At 69.7% G+C, this 16,109-nt stretch carries 15 protein-coding genes; 8 read left to right on the top strand and 7 right to left on the bottom strand.

All coding sequences use genetic code 11. The features are described from left to right. Positions 1-345 precede the first annotated feature (345 nt). The 4 genes from K8556_RS37295 to K8556_RS37310 form a co-directional block, all read right to left on the bottom strand. Positions 346-1,515: a spore photoproduct lyase family protein gene (locus K8556_RS37295; RefSeq protein ID WP_223744899.1), complete on the bottom strand. Its 1,170-nt coding sequence runs from the start codon at positions 1,513-1,515 to the stop codon at positions 346-348. A 46-nt stretch (positions 1,516-1,561) separates the two neighbouring features. After that, complete coding sequence (locus tag K8556_RS37300; protein WP_223744900.1) at positions 1,562-3,328, bottom strand: glycoside hydrolase family 88 protein; 1,767 nt, start codon at positions 3,326-3,328, stop codon at positions 1,562-1,564. A 126-nt stretch (positions 3,329-3,454) separates the two neighbouring features. Further along, a complete protein-coding gene (locus tag K8556_RS37305; RefSeq protein ID WP_223744901.1) occupies positions 3,455-5,251 on the bottom strand; it encodes an amidase in 1,797 nt (598 codons plus the stop codon). Between the two features lie 47 nt (positions 5,252-5,298). After that, positions 5,299-6,018, bottom strand: coding sequence for a sterol desaturase family protein (locus K8556_RS37310; protein WP_223744902.1), 720 nt, complete (start codon positions 6,016-6,018; stop codon positions 5,299-5,301). 130 nt (positions 6,019-6,148) lie between these two features. On the opposite strand from K8556_RS37310, the gene K8556_RS37315 reads away from it, so the two are divergent. Continuing rightward, positions 6,149-7,000, top strand: a complete 852-nt coding sequence (locus tag K8556_RS37315) for a hypothetical protein (RefSeq protein ID WP_223744903.1) — start codon at positions 6,149-6,151, stop codon at positions 6,998-7,000. A gap of 15 nt (positions 7,001-7,015) precedes the next feature. Here K8556_RS37315 and K8556_RS37320 read toward each other — a convergent pair whose 3' ends face one another. The 3 genes from K8556_RS37320 to K8556_RS37330 form a co-directional block, all read right to left on the bottom strand. Continuing rightward, positions 7,016-7,495, bottom strand: coding sequence for a hypothetical protein (locus K8556_RS37320; RefSeq protein WP_223744904.1), 480 nt, complete (start codon positions 7,493-7,495; stop codon positions 7,016-7,018). 137 nt (positions 7,496-7,632) lie between these two features. After that, positions 7,633-8,073: a group II truncated hemoglobin gene (locus tag K8556_RS37325; RefSeq protein WP_223744905.1), complete on the bottom strand. Its 441-nt coding sequence runs from the start codon at positions 8,071-8,073 to the stop codon at positions 7,633-7,635. A gap of 7 nt (positions 8,074-8,080) precedes the next feature. Further along, positions 8,081-8,965, bottom strand: a complete 885-nt coding sequence (locus K8556_RS37330) for a 5'-3' exonuclease H3TH domain-containing protein (RefSeq protein WP_223744906.1) — start codon at positions 8,963-8,965, stop codon at positions 8,081-8,083. Between the two features lie 220 nt (positions 8,966-9,185). Here K8556_RS37330 and K8556_RS37335 point away from each other — a divergent pair, with 220 nt between their 5' ends. From K8556_RS37335 to K8556_RS37365, 7 genes are all read left to right on the top strand, one after another. Then, the gene (locus K8556_RS37335) at positions 9,186-9,548 is read left to right on the top strand and encodes a DUF4398 domain-containing protein (RefSeq protein WP_223744907.1); all 363 of its coding nucleotides are present in this window, start codon (positions 9,186-9,188) and stop codon (positions 9,546-9,548) included. 33 nt (positions 9,549-9,581) lie between these two features. Continuing rightward, positions 9,582-10,886 (top strand): OmpA family protein, encoded by a 1,305-nt coding sequence (locus K8556_RS37340; protein ID WP_223744908.1) that lies wholly within the window; start codon positions 9,582-9,584, stop codon positions 10,884-10,886. An 85-nt stretch (positions 10,887-10,971) separates the two neighbouring features. Beyond that, entirely contained in the window at positions 10,972-12,564 is a 1,593-nt protein-coding gene (locus K8556_RS37345; protein ID WP_223744909.1) for a sensor histidine kinase KdpD, read from the top strand. Then, positions 12,561-13,484, top strand: a complete 924-nt coding sequence (locus K8556_RS37350) for a response regulator (protein ID WP_223744910.1) — start codon at positions 12,561-12,563, stop codon at positions 13,482-13,484. Before K8556_RS37345 ends, K8556_RS37350 begins: the two co-directional genes overlap by 4 nt. A 35-nt stretch (positions 13,485-13,519) precedes the next feature. Beyond that, complete coding sequence (locus K8556_RS37355) at positions 13,520-14,131, top strand: GNAT family N-acetyltransferase (protein WP_223744911.1); 612 nt, start codon at positions 13,520-13,522, stop codon at positions 14,129-14,131. A 161-nt stretch (positions 14,132-14,292) separates the two neighbouring features. Then, on the top strand, positions 14,293-15,339 hold the full coding sequence (locus K8556_RS37360; RefSeq protein WP_223744912.1) for a hypothetical protein: 1,047 nt from the start codon (positions 14,293-14,295) through the stop codon (positions 15,337-15,339). Beyond that, a complete protein-coding gene (locus tag K8556_RS37365; RefSeq protein WP_223744913.1) occupies positions 15,339-16,106 on the top strand; it encodes a hypothetical protein in 768 nt (255 codons plus the stop codon). The genes K8556_RS37360 and K8556_RS37365 overlap by 1 nt, the downstream gene beginning before the upstream one ends. Positions 16,107-16,109: the final 3 nt, after the last annotated feature.

The following is a 16,109-nucleotide window of genomic DNA, read 5'->3' on the forward strand; positions in this document are numbered from 1 at the left end:
ATTGTGCTCGAAGCTCCTGTCCCCCTTGTCGCTTGGCAGCCGGCCAACTGGCCTCGCTATTCCGCGCAGACCTCCAGCCGGACAGGTCCGCGTGCATCGTCACCGGACGGCGGCATCCAGCCCGAGCCACCATGCTCGGACCGCGGTGAGCGGACACGCGTGACTCCGCACACGGTGAGCGGAGCGTTTCAGACCATCCAGGGGGTTCTGATCCGGTGGGCTGCGCGCCTCTGGCGCTGGCCCATTCCAGGACCTTCACCTGCTTCGTGGGTGGCGGCCGCCCGGCGCGTCAGGGCCTGCACGCAGCGCTCCGACGGGTAGTGACTGCGCTGCGGGGCCACCTGCCTAGAAGGCGTACCGCACGCGGCAGTACGGCAGGTGCTTCGCGAGCAGGGCCTGGAACTCCGCCACGTGGCGGCCCTTGAACCCGGTGCGGTAGCGCACGTTGACGCCGCCTCCCTGGGACACCTTCGTCTCCTGGATTTCGGGCCGCCAGAGCAGTTCCTCCGCCTTCGGGTGCCAGCGCAGGTTCACCTCGTGCAGGCCCGCGTTGTGCGTGAGGAAGATGACCTCACACGCGAGCTGCTGCTTCGCCCGCTCGCCGATGCCGGCGTCCACCTGCTGGAACAGCTCCACGTAGGCGTCCTGCCAGCCCTCGTGGAGGATGACGGGGGAGAAGTTGAGGTGCACCTCGTAGCCGGCGGCCACGAAGTCGTCGATGGCGGCGATGCGCTCCGCGATGGGGCTGGTGCGCACGTCCAGCAGCTTCGCCGGCGCGTGCGGCATCAGGCTGAAGCGGATGCGCGTTCTGCCCTTCGGCTCGTAGGTGAGCAGCTCGCGGTTCACCAGCTTGGTGGCGAAGCTGGCCTTGGCGTTGGGCAGCGTGGTGAACAGCCGCACCAGGTCCCGCACGTTGTCGCTGATGGCCGCGTCCGCGGCGCAGTCACTGTTGCACCCGATGTCGTAGACCCACGCGTGGGGGTCCACCGTGTTGGGCTCCAGCTTGGGCCCGCGCTTGTGCGCGTGCTTGCGGATGGCGTCCTGGATGCGGTCGATGTTCACGAACACCGTGACCGGGTTCGCGTAGCCCTTGTTGCGCGGCACGTAGCAGTACGCGCACGCCATCACGCAGCCGTTCGCCGTGGAGGGCGCGATGAAGTCCGAGCTGCGGTCGTTGGCGATGAAGGACAGCGTCTTCTTCACCCCCAGCACCAGGGTGCTGCCCTTGATGCGGTTCCAGGCCTCCACGTTGCCTTCGTTGCCGAAGAGGCCGGGGATGTGCTGGTGCGAGGCCACCTCCACCCGCTCCGCGTCCGGATAGCGCGCCAGGATCTCCCGGCCGCGCGCATGCTCCCGCACGGCGGGCTCCAGGTAGATGCGCGACACCTTCAGCAGCCGGTCGAGCGGGCCGGGGCCCGCCGGGACGGCGGCCGGGCGCGGGGCGGGTTCCGGGAGGAAGAGGTCCAGGTTCGTCACCCGGCGGATGTAACCGGCTTCCGGCCTGCGCGCACCCACGGTGGCCCACCTTGTGTCGGGTGGGCCACCGGGCCGGGGCCCTCGGTCAGCGCTCGGACGGAGCCGAGCGGCGCGTGGGGGCGGGGGCCCGCGCGTCCAGTTCCTTCAGCACGGCTTCAGGCAGTGGAGCGGGCTTCTCCAGCGCGGCGGCGACGCTCGCGGTGGGCGCGTAGACGCGGTGGTTGTTCACGCGGAAGTCGCTGTCCGTCACGGTGGAGATGACCGCGACGCGGCCCAGGTCGTCGATGGGCGGCCCGTCCGACCGGAACGCGACCCGGTCCACGAGCTGCACCTCCGCGGCGCCGGGCGGCGTCACCCAGACGGAGTAGCGCCGGGCGAGCAGGTCCACGTTCATGCGGAAGTGGTACGTCTGGTTGCGCACGTACGGCACCCGGCGGATCCACGAGTAGCCCGCGCCGTTGCGCACCTGGAAGATGCCGTCCTCGCTCATGCGCAGCGCCATGTTCAGCCGGTTGAAGGCCGTGACCTCCGTGGAGCTGTCCGTCCAGCCCACCACGCCGCCGCCCAGGTTGTCCGCCAGAGGGGTGAGGTCGAACTCCACGATGCGCGTGCCCGTGTTGCCCGTGCCCAGCAGATGCTGGCTCCGCGGCAGCTCCAGCTTCGAGTACCAGGGGTAGTTGGGGCGCGGGTTGAAGCGCAGCAGCGCCTCCAGGAAGTAGTAGTCGCCGTAGATGAGGCTGACGTTGATCTCCTGCCCCGCCGGGTAGTTGCCCACGCCGTGCAGCAGCAGGCCCGGGCTGTTGGTGCCCTGCGCCAGGTACGCGGTCGACGCCAGCGAGTCGAGCATGGCCAGCGCGGCGTTGCGGTAGGTGGTGCGCCGGGTGGCGTCCGTCTCCAGGCTGCTCAGCTCCAGCAGGCCAGACGCGACGACGGCCGCGGCGGAGGAGTCCTTGGACTGGCTGGGCGCGTTGAAGTCCCAGTTGGGCACGCGGTCCGCCGGCAGGTTCGCCAGGTAGTAGTCCGTCACCCGGCGGGCCGCGGTGAGGAAGCGCGCGTCCTGCGTGTAGCGGTACACCATCGTGAAGCCATAGATGAGCCACGCCTGCCCGCGCGCCCAGGTGGACCAGTCACGGTAGCCCTGGAAGGTGCCTTGCGACCGGATGGTGCCGTTGTTGTTGTAGTCCACGTAGTGGAACGAGCTGCCATTGGTGCGCACCGCGTCCTGGAGCGTCCGGAGCGCGTGGTTCACCGCCATGGTGCGCCACGCGGCGGGGCCGCCGTTCTGGGCGCCCCAGAGCAGCAGCTCGATGTCCATCATCGTGTCGGTGACGAGCGGGATGTTCCAGTTCGAGTTCCAATCACAACAGTCGATGATGCCCACGGTGCTGTTGTAGCGCGTGGCCAGCGACGCGGCGGAGGTGAGCAGCACGTCCCGGTAGTAGGGATTGCCGGTGAGCCGGTAGGCATTGCCGTAGCTGTTGTACATCTTGAAGCCCAGGTCGTGCGTCTCCGTGTTGGTCTTCTGGACCTCCAGGGGGCGCGTCCACAGGTCCGCGCGGTCGCGCCAGTAGGGCTCGTTGGCCACCTGGAACATGAACCACATGCTCCCGGGGAAGAAGCCCTGCGTCCACGCGACGCGGTCCGTGTTGGCCACCGTGGTCCACGTCCCGTTGGACAGGGACGCCTTGGGCGAGCGGTTCACGTTGGGCAACTCCAGAATCGTGTCCGCGAGCTGCGCCCGGGCGAACGTGAACACGCGCACCGCGTCCGCATCCGTGAAGGCGTTCGCCACCGGCGCCACCAGCAGCGCCATCATCCACCACAGCTTCACTCCCGGCTTGGACAATCCCATACACCCTCCCCTGCAATGACAGGCAAGCAAGGTGCGGGTGTGCCAACCCGGGGAACAGGGCCCTCGGGGGTGCTGGCTGGCCGTCCCCCCTGCCTCGCGGCAGGGATGGGATGTGGCCCACCCGACCTAGAAGCCGGGCGGGCGCTCACCGGCGACGCCGGAGGCGCGCTCCAGGGCGATGCCCACGCGGCCCAGGGTGCCCTCGTCGAAGAGCTGGCCGATGAGCGTCACGCCGTGGGGGACGCGGCGCGGGGTGGCGAAGGTGGGCATGGGGCGTTTGGGGTCCGGGGCCCAGTCGCTGCGGGCCATGGACACCTCCACGAAGCCGGTGCGCAGCGTGAGCGACGGGTGGCCCGTGTGGTTGGTGATGGTGAGGGCCTCGTCGCGCAGCGAGGGCACGAGCAGCACGTCCACCTGGGACATGACGCGCGCCATCTCCTGCGCCACCTTGCGGCGCAGCCGGTCCGCCTGGACGAAGTCCACCGCGGACAGGAAGCGGGACTGGCGGAAGAGGTTGGGCCACGCGTCCGGCGTCTGCATCTTCAGCGCGTCCACGCCGTGGCTTAGCGTGAGCTCTTCAAACGCGGCGGCGGCCTCCGCGAAGAGGATGACGTTGAGGGCCGGGTACGGCCAGTCGGGGAACTGGACCTCCACCGGCGTCAGGCCCAGCCCCTTGAGCGCCTCCAGCGCCGCGCGGTCCACGTCCGTGGCGGGGCTCTCCTTCATCCACGCGGGCACGTAGCCCACGCGCAGGCCCTTCACGGGCGCGTTCGCGTCGAAGTCCAGCTTCGCGGACACGCTCGCCACGTCACCCGCGTCCGCGCCGTTGAGCGCGGCGAGCACCAGCAGCGAGTCCTCCACCCCGCGCGTCATGGGCCCCAGCTTGTCCAGCGACCAGCACAGCGTCATCGCGCCCGTGCGAGGCACGCGGCCATAGGTGGGGCGCAGGCCGGTGATGCCGCAGCGCATGGACGGCGACACGATGCTGCCGCCCGTCTCGCTGCCCAGGGAGAAGCCCACGAGCCCCGCCGCCGTCGCCGCGCCCGGTCCCGCGCTGCTGCCGGAGGAGCCCTCCTCCAACAACCACGGGTTCTTCGTCTCGCCGCCGAACCAGATGTCGTTGAGCGCGAGCGCCCCCAGGCTGAGCTTCGCCACCAGCACGGCGCCCGCGCGGTGCAGCCGCTCCACCGCGGCGGCGTCCGTGGTGGGGACGCGGTCGCGGAACGGCTCGGCGCCGTAGGTGGTGCGGATGCCCGCGGTGTCCACCAGGTCCTTCGCCCCCCAGGGGATGCCGTGCAGCGGGCCCCTGTAGCGGCCCGCCGCGAGCTCCTGGTCCGCCTGCCGCGCCTGCTGGAGCGCCAATTCCTCCGTCAGCGTGATGACGCACTGGAGCTTCGGGTCATGGCGCTTCAGCCGCTCCAGGTACAGCCGCGTGAGCCGCTCCGAGGTGATGGCGCGCGACTGCACCCAGCGCGACAACCGCGTGAGCGGCGCGAAGGCGATGTCCTCCTCCTTCGCGGGCAGCGGCACCTTCGCGTCGCGGCTGCGCACGAAGCGCTCCTTCGCGGGCGCGGTGGGCTTGAGCCCCGGCAGCGACGGGTTCCACTGCGAGGCGGGCGACAGCGTGGGCTCCAGCTCCAGCTTGCGAGGGCCGGCGCGGCGCTCGTGCAGCGGGGCCAGGGACACGCGCCAGTTGCTGGCGGCCTGGGTGCGTTCGGCGGGCGTGAGTCGCACCTGCATCAGCTTTTCGGCCTCCGCGAAGGTGGTGGGGCTCACCTCGGGCCCCACCGTGGGGCCCGCGCCGAAGGTGGGCGGCGCTCCGGCCGGCGGGGCGGACGCGCCCGCGTCCGGCGCCGCGGAGACAGCGGTGCTCGCGAGTCCAATCACGGTGTGGGTCAGGAACTGCCGACGCGAGCTGCTCATGGCGCGACCTCACGGATGAAGCGAAGGGGGCGCCAGTGTGCCACCGCCTATGAGCGATGCACGTCGCGGAAGGCGAGCATGTCCCCCAGCCGCTGCTCCTTCGCGTCGTCGAAGCCGCACGCGGCGTCCCAGGTGGCGGGGTTCTCGTAGGTGCCGAACAGCATGTCCCAGATGGGCAGGTCGCCGTAGTTGTTCCGGTGCTTGCCGTACTCGTGGTGGATGCGGTGCATCTCCGGCCGCTGGAAGATCCAGCCCACCCAGCGCGGGGTGCGGATGTTGGTGTGGTAGAAGTATTCGCCCAGCGCGCAGCAGGCCGTGTAGATGGCGCCCGCCGCCGGGCTCAATCCCAGCACCGTGTAGACGAGCAGCCCGCCAATGAGGCTGTTGGCCGTCATCTCCAGCGGGTGCTTGTAGAAGCTGGTGATGACCTCCAGCCGCTGGGGGCTGTGATGGATTTGGTGGAAGAGCCGCCAGAGCACGTCGCTCTCGTGCCGGGCGCGGTGCCACCAGTAGAAGACGAACGTGGCGATGAGATAGGCCAGCACCCCACCCACCACCGGGTTCACGTGCCGGGACAGGTGGAAGACCGAGTGCGCGGAGAACCACCGGTCCCAGGTGTAGCCGCCCAGCACCACCACGCCCACCTGCGCCAGGTTGATGAGCACCACCCGCAGGTGCCAGCCGCGCACGCGAGGCAGCTTCCACCCCAGGGAGCGCTGCTCAATGAGCAGACAAAAACCGGCGATGAGGACGAGCCAGGGCAGCATGGAAATCCCTCCGTGACGTCAGGCTGGCCCCTCATACGCATGAGCACGCCGGAGATGTCTTTGGACCGGACTGACACTGTCACCTGGGAGGAATGGGACGGGCGGGACGGGGGCTGGCATCCTGGGGGCCATGGCTCGGAACAGCACCCTGACGGCGCGGTTGGGTTACATCGACACGCAGGCCACCTTCGTGCAGGCGGCGCTGCTGGCGGCGCACGGGGCCGGGGCTCGGGCGGGCGGCTTCCGCGTGTCGGACGTGCGCTTCTACTTCCTGCTGTTCACCAACTGGGTGGAGCACGACGTCACCCGGCCCTCGCAGGACATCGACCTGACGCAGGTGCGCCGGACGCTGGAGCGGCTGGTGCGCGCGGGCCACGCGGAGGCGAGCACCAGCGCGCCCGTGAAGGGGCTGCCCCGGGGACGCCGGTACGTGCTCACCGGCGAGGGGCTGTGCTCGCTGGCGGAGGGGCTGGCCGCGCGGGAGCGGGCGCCGCTGGAGGAGGCGCTGTTCGTGGTCTGCTTCGCGGCGAGCTACCGCGACGCGGTGCTGTCGCGCGTGGAGGGCCGGGCCCGGGCGCTGTCCCCGGCGGTGCGGCGGCGCGTGGAGCGGGCGTTGGATCCGCTGCGGCTGGTGAAGGAGGCGCAGCGCACGTCGGCGGCGGTGCTCGCGGACCTGGAGGAGCGGGTGGAGGCGGGCTTGCGGTACGAGGAGCAGTCCCGCAAGGCCATGGCCCGCGCGGAGCCCGTTGCGGACGTGGTGCGCGCGCTGGAGGCGGCGGGTTCGTACCAGTTGCACCGGGTGCGGCCGCTGGGCGAGGTGCTGCTCGCGTTGCCGGAGGACCTGCGCCAGTTCGAACTGACGGAGGGCATGGGCCTGCGCTCGCGGCTGCTCTTCGCGCCCCTGGCGGAGCGGGCGCGGGCGGAGCACGCGGTGCTGGCGCGGCTGGAGGCGCGGCTCACCCCCGGCAAGGCGCAGGGGTGAGCCCCGGGACGGCGCCTAACGCAGCGCCCGGGTGAGGCGGGAGCCCAGGGCCAGCGCGAGCCCATCCTCGACCAGGCCCGCGGCCACGTTCGGCACGCGCAGCCGCTGCGTCAGGAGGCGGCGGAAGCCGACGAAGAAGTAGCTGGAGGCGATGGCCGCGGCGGCGCCGACGAGGGCGAAGCCCACCCGCGCCCCCTTGCGCTTGCGCGACACCGCGGCGCCGGTGATGGCCCCGGAGAGGATGCGGCCGGACAGGACCGGGAGCGCGGTGCGCGGAGGAGCCTTGGGGTTCTTGTCTCCCAGGAGCTCCCCCAGGGCCAGGAGGCCCAGGCGCTGCGACACCTTCTTCGACGCGAGGCCCGGCAGGGCCCGCTTCAATGCGCGCGTCGGCTTGCGAGACAGCTCCCGCGAGAGGAACGCGGGCGCCGTCATGCTCCGCATCCCGGCGAGGACGCCGAAGCCCGCCGCCGTCCAGATTTCATTGTTCGTTCGCATGGGTCCCAACCCCCATTGGGTGGTGAAAACTGGAGGGTGGGGGCGCGGCGCCCGTCCGGCCACGGACCGGCGAGCGGGCACCCAGGCGGACGGCGGTCCGGACGGCCTGGGCGGGCGCTACATCCAAGCCCCCGGGGTCACCCTTCGGTGTTGCGGAGGAAGTCCGCCACCTGGGCGAAGCGGTCATCCAGGAAGCTTCGCAGGCCGCCGGTGATGCCTTGCTGGTCCATGGCCTTCCGCATGCACCGCAGCCACGCGTCCCGCATCGCCGTGTCCACCGGCAGGTGCCCGTGGCGCATGCGCAGGCGGGGGTGGCCGTGCGTCGCGCTGTAGTGCTGCGGCCCGCCCAGCCAGCCCACCAGGAACATGCCGAAGCGCTGGCGCGTGCCCCGGTTCACCTTCCCCTGCGCATCCAGTTCGTGGATGGCGGCGAGCGCGGGCTCCTCCGCGTCCATCACGTCGTAGAAGGCCTCCGCCAGCGCGTGGACGGGCGCCTCGCCGCCCATGCGGGTGAAGGGGGTGTCGTCCAGCGTGGGGACCCAGCCGTCCGACGGCGGGGGCTTCAATTCCATGCTCATGGCTTCCTCATGCCGCCCAGCGCTTCGGCCGGCGCTGGAGGCTCTTGAATCCCAATCCTTCACAGAACGCCTTGAAGCGCGCTTCCGGCACGCCCTTCCACTCCAGGTCCGCGAGCGACGCCGTGCCCGGCAGCGGCGCGTCCTCCACCAACGTGGCCAGCGTGCGGTACAGCCGCGCGTCCTCGCGGTGCGCCTTCAGCGTCGCCGCCAGCTTGTCCGCGCCCCGCACCTTCACCGTCCACTCCGCCGCGTCGTCCGGGATGGCTTCCAGGTGTCCATACGCCTGGAGCACCGCCGCCGCGCCCTTCGCCCCGAAGCCCGGCAGCCCCGGGATGCCGTCCGCGTCATCGCCCATCAGCGCCAGCAGGTCCGGGACGCTCTCTGGCGCCACGCCCAGCTTCGCCTTCACCCCGTCCGCGTCCACCACCTTCTGCTGCCGCCGGTCCACCTGCACCACGCGCTGGCCGCGCACGCACTGGCCCAGGTCCTTGTCCGGCGTGAGCAGCCGCACCTGCTCCACCTCGCCCGCCCAGCGCGCCGCCGCGGTGGCCAGCGCGTCGTCCGCCTCCTGGTCCTTCATGGACCAGACGCGCACGCCCAGCGCGGAGACGGCCTCCTCCACCAGGTCGAACTGCGCGCGCAGCTCCGGCGGCACGCCCTCGTCCCCTTTGTAACCGGCGAACAGCGCGTTGCGGAACGAGCGGATGGGGTTGTCGAAAGCGACCGCGACGTGCGTCACGGCCTCCTCCTCGTCGTGCAGGAGGGCGAGCAGCGAGTCCATCACGCCCGCCGTGGCCTTCACGTCGCGCCCGTCCGGCGCGGTGGTGCCCGGCCGGGGCGAGAAGTGGGCCCGGTACAGCTCATACGTGCCGTCCACGAGGTGCAGGCGCATGTTCCCCCTCTAGCGTCCCTCCCGCCGCACGGCCAGCAGCCCGTGCGTGCCGTGGCCTGTGCGCCTCGTTCCCTACACGACGCCTGTCAACCCCCTCGGCCAGCGTGCCGGGTGGGGACAGGCCGCCGATGCCGACCGGGTGCGCACCGCCCATTTTCCAAACCAACTCCCCCTGGGCCGCGCCGGAGCGTCCCAGCATTCCACCGGCATGAGGTGACCCATGCGCCCGAAGCTGTTCGCCGCCGCCCTGCTCTGCGTCGCGGCCCTTGGCTGTGCAGGCAAGCAGGTGATTGCTACGTCCACCCATCAGCAGCGCGTCCAGGCGGAGGCCGCGCTCCGCTCGGCGGAGAACTCGCAGGCGCCGAACGTGCCCGAGGCCGCCCGGCACCTTCAGTTCGCGCGTCAGCAGATCGCCGACGGTGAGCGGCTGATTCAAGAGGGCGAGCAGGAGGCCGCGGAGCTGCGGTTCCGGCAGGCGGCGGCGGACGCGGACCTGGCGTCGGCGCTGGCGCGCGCGGTGCCCCTGAAGAACGAGGCGCGGCGGGCCTCCGAGCAGGCCGAGTCCCTCCGCCGCGGTCAGTGAGTCCCCCACCTCTAGCCTTGTGAGGAGCGAGTCATGCAGCGTTGGAAACTTGGATGGTTGGCGGTCGCGGGAGTCACGGCGCTCTCGGTGGGGTGTGCGCACGGTCCCCCGCCCAGTGAACTGACCGCGGCGCGCCAGGCGTACCGCGAGGTGTCCACGAGCCCCGAGGGCCGCGAGCGCCCCGCGGACGTAGCGGCGGCCCGGGCGGCCCTGCAGGAGGCGGAGAACGAGTACGCGGAGAGCAGGGGCTCGGTGAGGACGCGCTCGCTGGCGTACGTGGCGCTGCGCAAGGCGGAGATCGCCTCGGCGCGCGGCGAGGCGGACCTGGCCGCGCAGCAGCGGGCGCAGGCGGAGGCGTCGCTGCGGGAGCAGCAGGAGGCGCGCGCGCAGAACCTCACGCGCCAGCAGGAGGAGGAGCGCGCGAGGTACGAGGCCCAGCGCCAGCAGTATGAGCAGCAGCGCCAGCAGTTCGAGGCCCAGCGTCAGCAGCTCGACGCCCAGCGCCAGCAGGAGGCGGAGCGCCTGCGCGCGGCGGATGCGCAGCAGCGCCAGCAGATGGAAGCGGAGATGCAGCGGCGCCTGGAGCAGCAGCAGGCGGAGGCGCAGCGGCTGGCCGAGCTGAACCAGCAGCTCCAGCAGCGCACGCAGGAGCTGGAGCAGGAGCGGCAGGCGCGGCTCCAGGCGGAGCAGCGCGCGTCGCAGGCGCTGACGCGGCTGCAGGACGAGAACGTGAAGGTGCGGGAGGAGGCGCGCGGCACGGTGGTGACGTTGTCGGGCAGCGTGCTGTTCGCGACGAACGCGACGGAGCTGTTGCCCGCGGCGCGCGACCGGCTGTCGGAGGTGGCGACGGCGCTGAAGGAGTCGAAGAACCCGTTGCTCATCGAAGGCCACACGGACTCGCGAGGCTCGGAGGACTACAACGACCAGTTGTCGGAGCGCCGGGCGGAGAGTGTGCGGAACTTCCTGGTGAACCAGGGCGTGCCCGCGGACCGCATCCAGATCCGGGGCATGGGTGAGAACCGGCCGGTGGCGTCGAACAGCACGGCGGAGGGCCGCGCGAACAACCGCCGCGTGGAGATCGTGGTGGAGCGCAACGTGGCCGGAGCGCAGCCGTCGCGAAGCGGCGGCGTGGGTGGAAGTGGAGCGCAGCAGCCTCCGCCCCAGGGTGACCAGGACCAGGGGCAGAACGCGCAGCCGGATGGCACGGGAGGCAGCGGCACGGATGCGCAGCCGCACGGCGCGGGCGTGGACCACCAGAGCCCGCAGCCCGAACAGGGCTCGGGTGACGGTGCCGCGAAGCAGCAGGTGCCCCAGCAGCCCATGGACCACGGGCAGTAACGGTGTGAAGTAGAGGGTTGGACCGGGGGCTCGTCGCGGAGGGAACGCGGCGAGCCCATCCCATTTGATGGAATGATGCCGCACCATGAGCTTCATCGAGGAACTGAAGGAGCATCTTCAGAACGTGCGCTCGGCGCAGGACGGTCAGCCTGCTCCTCGTCTCTTCGTGCCAGAAGCCAGATGGGTGCGGGCTGAGTTCATCCGGCTCGTCGAACACTTCGAGCGAGAACCCGGGGAACTCCCTCCTGGACGCTTGATGGAGCTACATCAGGAATGGACTTCCGATGACCGTGTCGTGAGCTTCGCCATCAACCTCGCCATCCTTCTCCAGGAGGGCTTCCTGCATGGCGAGCCGCGCGATGTCGTCGAAGAGCATGTATTGCTTGGGATGATGCGTCGCATGGGGTTCAACGTGCGGGCTTCATCCCTGACTCGCAGGCTGGAGATCGACCGTCTGGCGGCCAAGGCCTGGCACCAAGGACCTCCCCGAGGCACGTCACAGCTCAACGGGACGGCGAAATACGCGATAGAGGTTCGCGCCGTTCGCAAGCTGGGGGAGCGCCAGGAAGTGGGTCCCATTGGGGAGGTCTTCCTGGGCTTGAGCGGGCGCGATGCCATCCACTGGCTTCTCCAGGTCGAGGTCGCTCAATCCATGGGCCCCATCGACGATTGGCGGCTGAGCAGGGAAACCGCCAAGCACATTCTCCAGGTCCCAGAGGACGTTCGCACTGAGTTCGATTGGGATGAGGCTGGGTTCGCGCACTCCTGGGCCACCCTCCGGCGACTTGGCTCGCTAGGCGTCCTGGAACTCGTCGAGGAGATGAGAGGCCCGTCCAATCTCTACAGCGGATACAAGCTCCTGAACGAAGGCAGGCGTCTGCTGGAGTCTGTATTGGTCCCCACGGAAACGCCGTTCTCCATCCTCGCGGCCACGCTCAGCCAGGACGAATCACTGACCGCTCTAGAAAAGGAGGGGGGCGGCAAGCCCGGTCTCGATGCTGTCTTCCACTCCTCGGCCGTCGCTACCGCCCGGCAGGCGCGGCTCGTCGTTCATGAAATCCGCAACGCGCTCATCCCCGCGCAGGTCGCCCTGGGGTCGCTCTACAACTCGGTGGTGGGCAGTCAGGTTGAAGCACAGGTCGCGCGATTCCGTCCCCGCATCGACCCTGGCATCGACCGCGCACTGAAGTTCGTCACCGACCTGCTCAAGACCTCCGAACTGGCCGCTCGTGCTCCCGAGGGTTTCGACGTCCTTCGTGTACTTGCCGATGCAGTCGCCAGCCTCGCCACGTCGCTGCGCATCCAGCTCCATGTGGCCCCGGATCTCCCTTCCCTGTCCGGCTACCGGGAGCGGTTCGTGCTCGCCATCGTCAACCTGTTGCGGAATGCCGAACAGGCCGGTGCCCATCAGGTCCTCATCGACTGCATCCTGGAGGACAACCAGCGGAACCTGCTCCTGACCGTGGACGACGATGGCCCTGGCGTCCGGCCCGAGGACCGCGAGCGCATCTTCCAGCGGGGCATCTCCCTCCGCTCCGGCGGCGCGGGCGAAGGCCTGGCCCTGGTCAAGGAGGTCATCGAAATCGAACTCCACGGCAAGGTCGCCTGCGTGGACAAACCCGATGGCGGTGCCCGTTTCCGGATGCGCCTGCCTGTGGCAGAGAGGACCCCACGATGACTCCCCCAGGCACCGTATTGGTCGTTGACGACGAGCGGCCCTTCTTCGAGACCTACCAGGACATCCTCGTCCCCGAGGGCTACCGCGTCGAATGGGCTCCGGACCGGAAGACCGCCCAGGCCAGACTCCTGGAATCCCTCTGGGACGTCGTCGTGCTCGACCAGCGACTCCAGGGTTCCTCCGGAGGCGACTCCGGCATCGACCTCATCTCGGAGATCGTCCCCACAGGGGCCAAGGTCATCGTCGCGACCGCGTACGCCGACGCGAAGATGATTGAACGGGCCTTCAAGGACGGCGCCTATGACTACCTGGAGAAGGTCCCCACCCTCCCCATGATGTTGCGCATCAAGGTGCGCAATGCCTCTGAAGCCGTGCGGGAGCGCCGCCTCGCCTCGCTCACCCACGCCCAGCGGGAGAAGGAGATCCAGGACCTGTGGGCCGCCTGCCGGTCTGAAACCAACGGCAACCGCAAGGGCCGCCTGCTGGAGGAGCTGCTCGTCAGCCTGTTCAAGACCGTGCCGGGCCTGATGAACACCAGCACCCACCGGACCAGCGCGGACGAGGAGATCGACATCGTCATCCGCAATGAATCCCAGGACCCGTTCTGGGCCGGAGAGCGGAGCAGCTACATCCTCGTCGAGTGCAAGAACTGGTCGAAGCACGTAGGCCCGGGCGAGCTGATCATCTTCCGCGACAAGCTCTGGAACCGGGGCGGACGCTGCCGTCTGGGCTTCTTCGTCGCGGCCGGAGGCTTCACCGAAGGCTTCCACACCCGCTCCGCCACCTTCCGGAAGGACGACCATCTGGTCGTCGCCATCGGCCCGGCGGAGCTGGACGCGCTCGTGCGCTCGACGAACCGCAACGAGACCTTCAAGAAGCTCCACGAGGAAGCGGTCATGAGTGGTAACGGCTCCGCCTGACTCAAGCCCCCGTCGTCGCCAGCCTTGATGCAGAGATGAAGCCCGGCTCCGCCATGATCGACAAGTCGCCCGTCCTGCTCACCACCGAGCGCCTCCACCTGATGCTGCTGCCGCCCGACGCGGCGGAGCGGGTGCTGGCGTACCACGTGGCCAACAAGGACCACCTGGGCCCGGTGTCGCCAGCGCGCCCGGCGACCTTCTTCTCCTCGGCCTACTGGCGCACGCGCCTGGCCCAGGACCGCGAGGACTTCCGCCACGACGTGTCCCTGCGCGTCTTCCTGCTCCCCAGGGGCCAGCCCCTCGCGCTCGCGCCGGTCATCGGCAACGCCTCGCTCGCCCACATCCGCCGGGGGCCGCTCCAGGCCGCGGACCTGGGCTATGGCCTGGATCACCGCCACGAGGGCAAGGGCCTCATGACCGAGGCCCTCCGCGCCTTCTGCGACTTCGCCTTCAGCGCCATGGGCCTGCACCGGCTCCAGGCCAGCCACCTGCCGGAGAACCTGCGCAGCGCCGCCGTCCTCCGCCGCCTGGGCTTCATCCCCGAGGGCTACGCCCGCGACTTCCTCCTCATCAACGGCCAGTGGCGCGACCAGGTGCTCAACTCGCTCGTGGCCCCCGCCGACCCCGGCCTCCGCCGCGGCCCCTGACCTTACGCCAATTTTGTCGATATTGTGGATATGGGGCTTTAATAGCCCCTTGTTCGAAGCTTGGACGCCAATATCGACAGAATTGAATGAGACCCGGGCCCTCCCATTTCCGTGACGAGTTCTGGCGGAATCCGCCGCCGCTGCCTCGTGGCGTCAAGCTGGTGCAGCAGGAAGCCATCGTGGTGCCGCGGGTAGGCCCTCGGGGGGAATCCCTCTACGACCTCGCGGTGGTCCAGCTCCCGGAGGCTCGCGTTCCCGTGTTGTTGGGGTATCGCGCCCCTCTGTTCCCGACGGATGTGCTGAGCCAACGCGAGAAGCTGTCTGCCCTGCGCGAGCAGATTCAACGCAGGGATGCGGATCCGCGCTCGCTTCCCGCCTTCCGGCTCCCGATGCTCGTCACGGACTCGGCCTCCGCCAGCGTCATCGACCTCTGCGAGCGCGAGGAGGTGGGCCTGCTCGACATGCGCGGAACGTTCTTCCTGCGCACAGGCAGCACCTTCATCCGGGTGCAGGGACATCGCCCCCTGGAGCGAACGCCTCGCGAGCCCTTGTTCCATGGCAAGGGATGCCGGCTCGTGCGCGTCCTGCTCCAGTCCCCCGCGCAGCGCTGGACCATTCGCGCGCTCTCCGAGCAGACCCAGACGAGCTACTCCTATGCACATGGAGTCACCACGAGACTCCTGAAGGAAGGCTTCGTCGAAGGAGGCCGCGGCACCGGCTTCCGGCTTCGGGATCCGGTGGCCCTGCTGAGAGCATGGCTGACGAGCGACAAGCCGACAGCCATCACCCGGGAAGGCTTCAACGCTCCAGCCACGACTCCGGACCTGCTCGGCAAGGCCCATGGCCTGCTGACCTCCCAGGGCATCCGCTCGACCTTCACGCTGGCAAGCGCCCTGCGTCCCGACGAACGAGCCGTCTCCGGGCTCCCCCACGGCATCTACCTTTCGGGATCCCTTGAACCCGCCGTCTCGGCGTTCGGACTGCGCCGGATGACTCCGCACAACTTCTTCGTGCTTCGCCCGGAGCCAGCCGCCGAAACCGACGCGGGCGGCATCTACCATGCACAGCGACTGCTACCGCACGGTCCAGCGGTCGCGCTGCCCCAGTTGGCCGTGGACTTCCACCAGAGCGGCGGCAGGGGAACCGAACAGGCGGAGGATTTGGCCCGGCGCTTCGCGCAGGCCCTCCCCCTTTCGGATGAGCCTTGATGACGGATGAAGAGCGCTTCGACGAAATCCTCGGTGAATTGGGCGAGCTGATGCTCGACTTGGGAGACCTTTCCAGCCGCATCATGCTCATTGGAGGGCAAGTCCTCGCGCTGGAGTCCAGGCAGCGGGGTGGAAGCGGGGTCATCTCCATCGAGACCGATACCGGTATCGTGATCGAGCGAGGCTTCTCCTACGAGCCGGATCTGCTGTTCGACGTGGATGGCTCGGACTTCATGGCCGAGCGCCTTCCGGATGTCCTCCGCCATCGAGGCTATGCCAGGACCCGGCACTTCCGCTGGTCGAAGACCTTGCCCGGTGGGCAGATGGACGTGGACCTCTTCGTCCCCAAGGACGTCGACCCCAACGAGCTGCCCACCGGAATGACGCCCTTGCCGGATGCACGGCTGGCGCTCCGCCGCGGTCATGCCGTGGTCCTGGTCGCGGGAAAGCCGCTGCGGATCCTCCTGCCGGATGCCACGGGGTTCCTGACGATGAAGGAACGCGCCAAGCGTGAGCTGCGCCCGGACAAGACCAAGGACAGCTTCGACATGTTCGCCTACGTCAAGCTGGTGGGCCCGCAGGCCGTGCGCGACTCACTGCAGCAGGCGGGGGAGGAAGGACGGACGCTCCGGAACAGATTGCTTCAACTCTTCTGGAACACGGAAGCGCCAGGCCCGCGCGACGTCATCCGCTACGCAGCGAGCCTCGATGCGGACGAGCAGGCCCTGCTGGCCCAGGCGGCGGTCGACCTGTTCTCGGAGCTCTGATCC

The sequence above is a fragment of the Corallococcus sp. AS-1-12 genome, assembly GCF_020036995.1.
GTDB lineage: Bacteria > Myxococcota > Myxococcia > Myxococcales > Myxococcaceae > Corallococcus.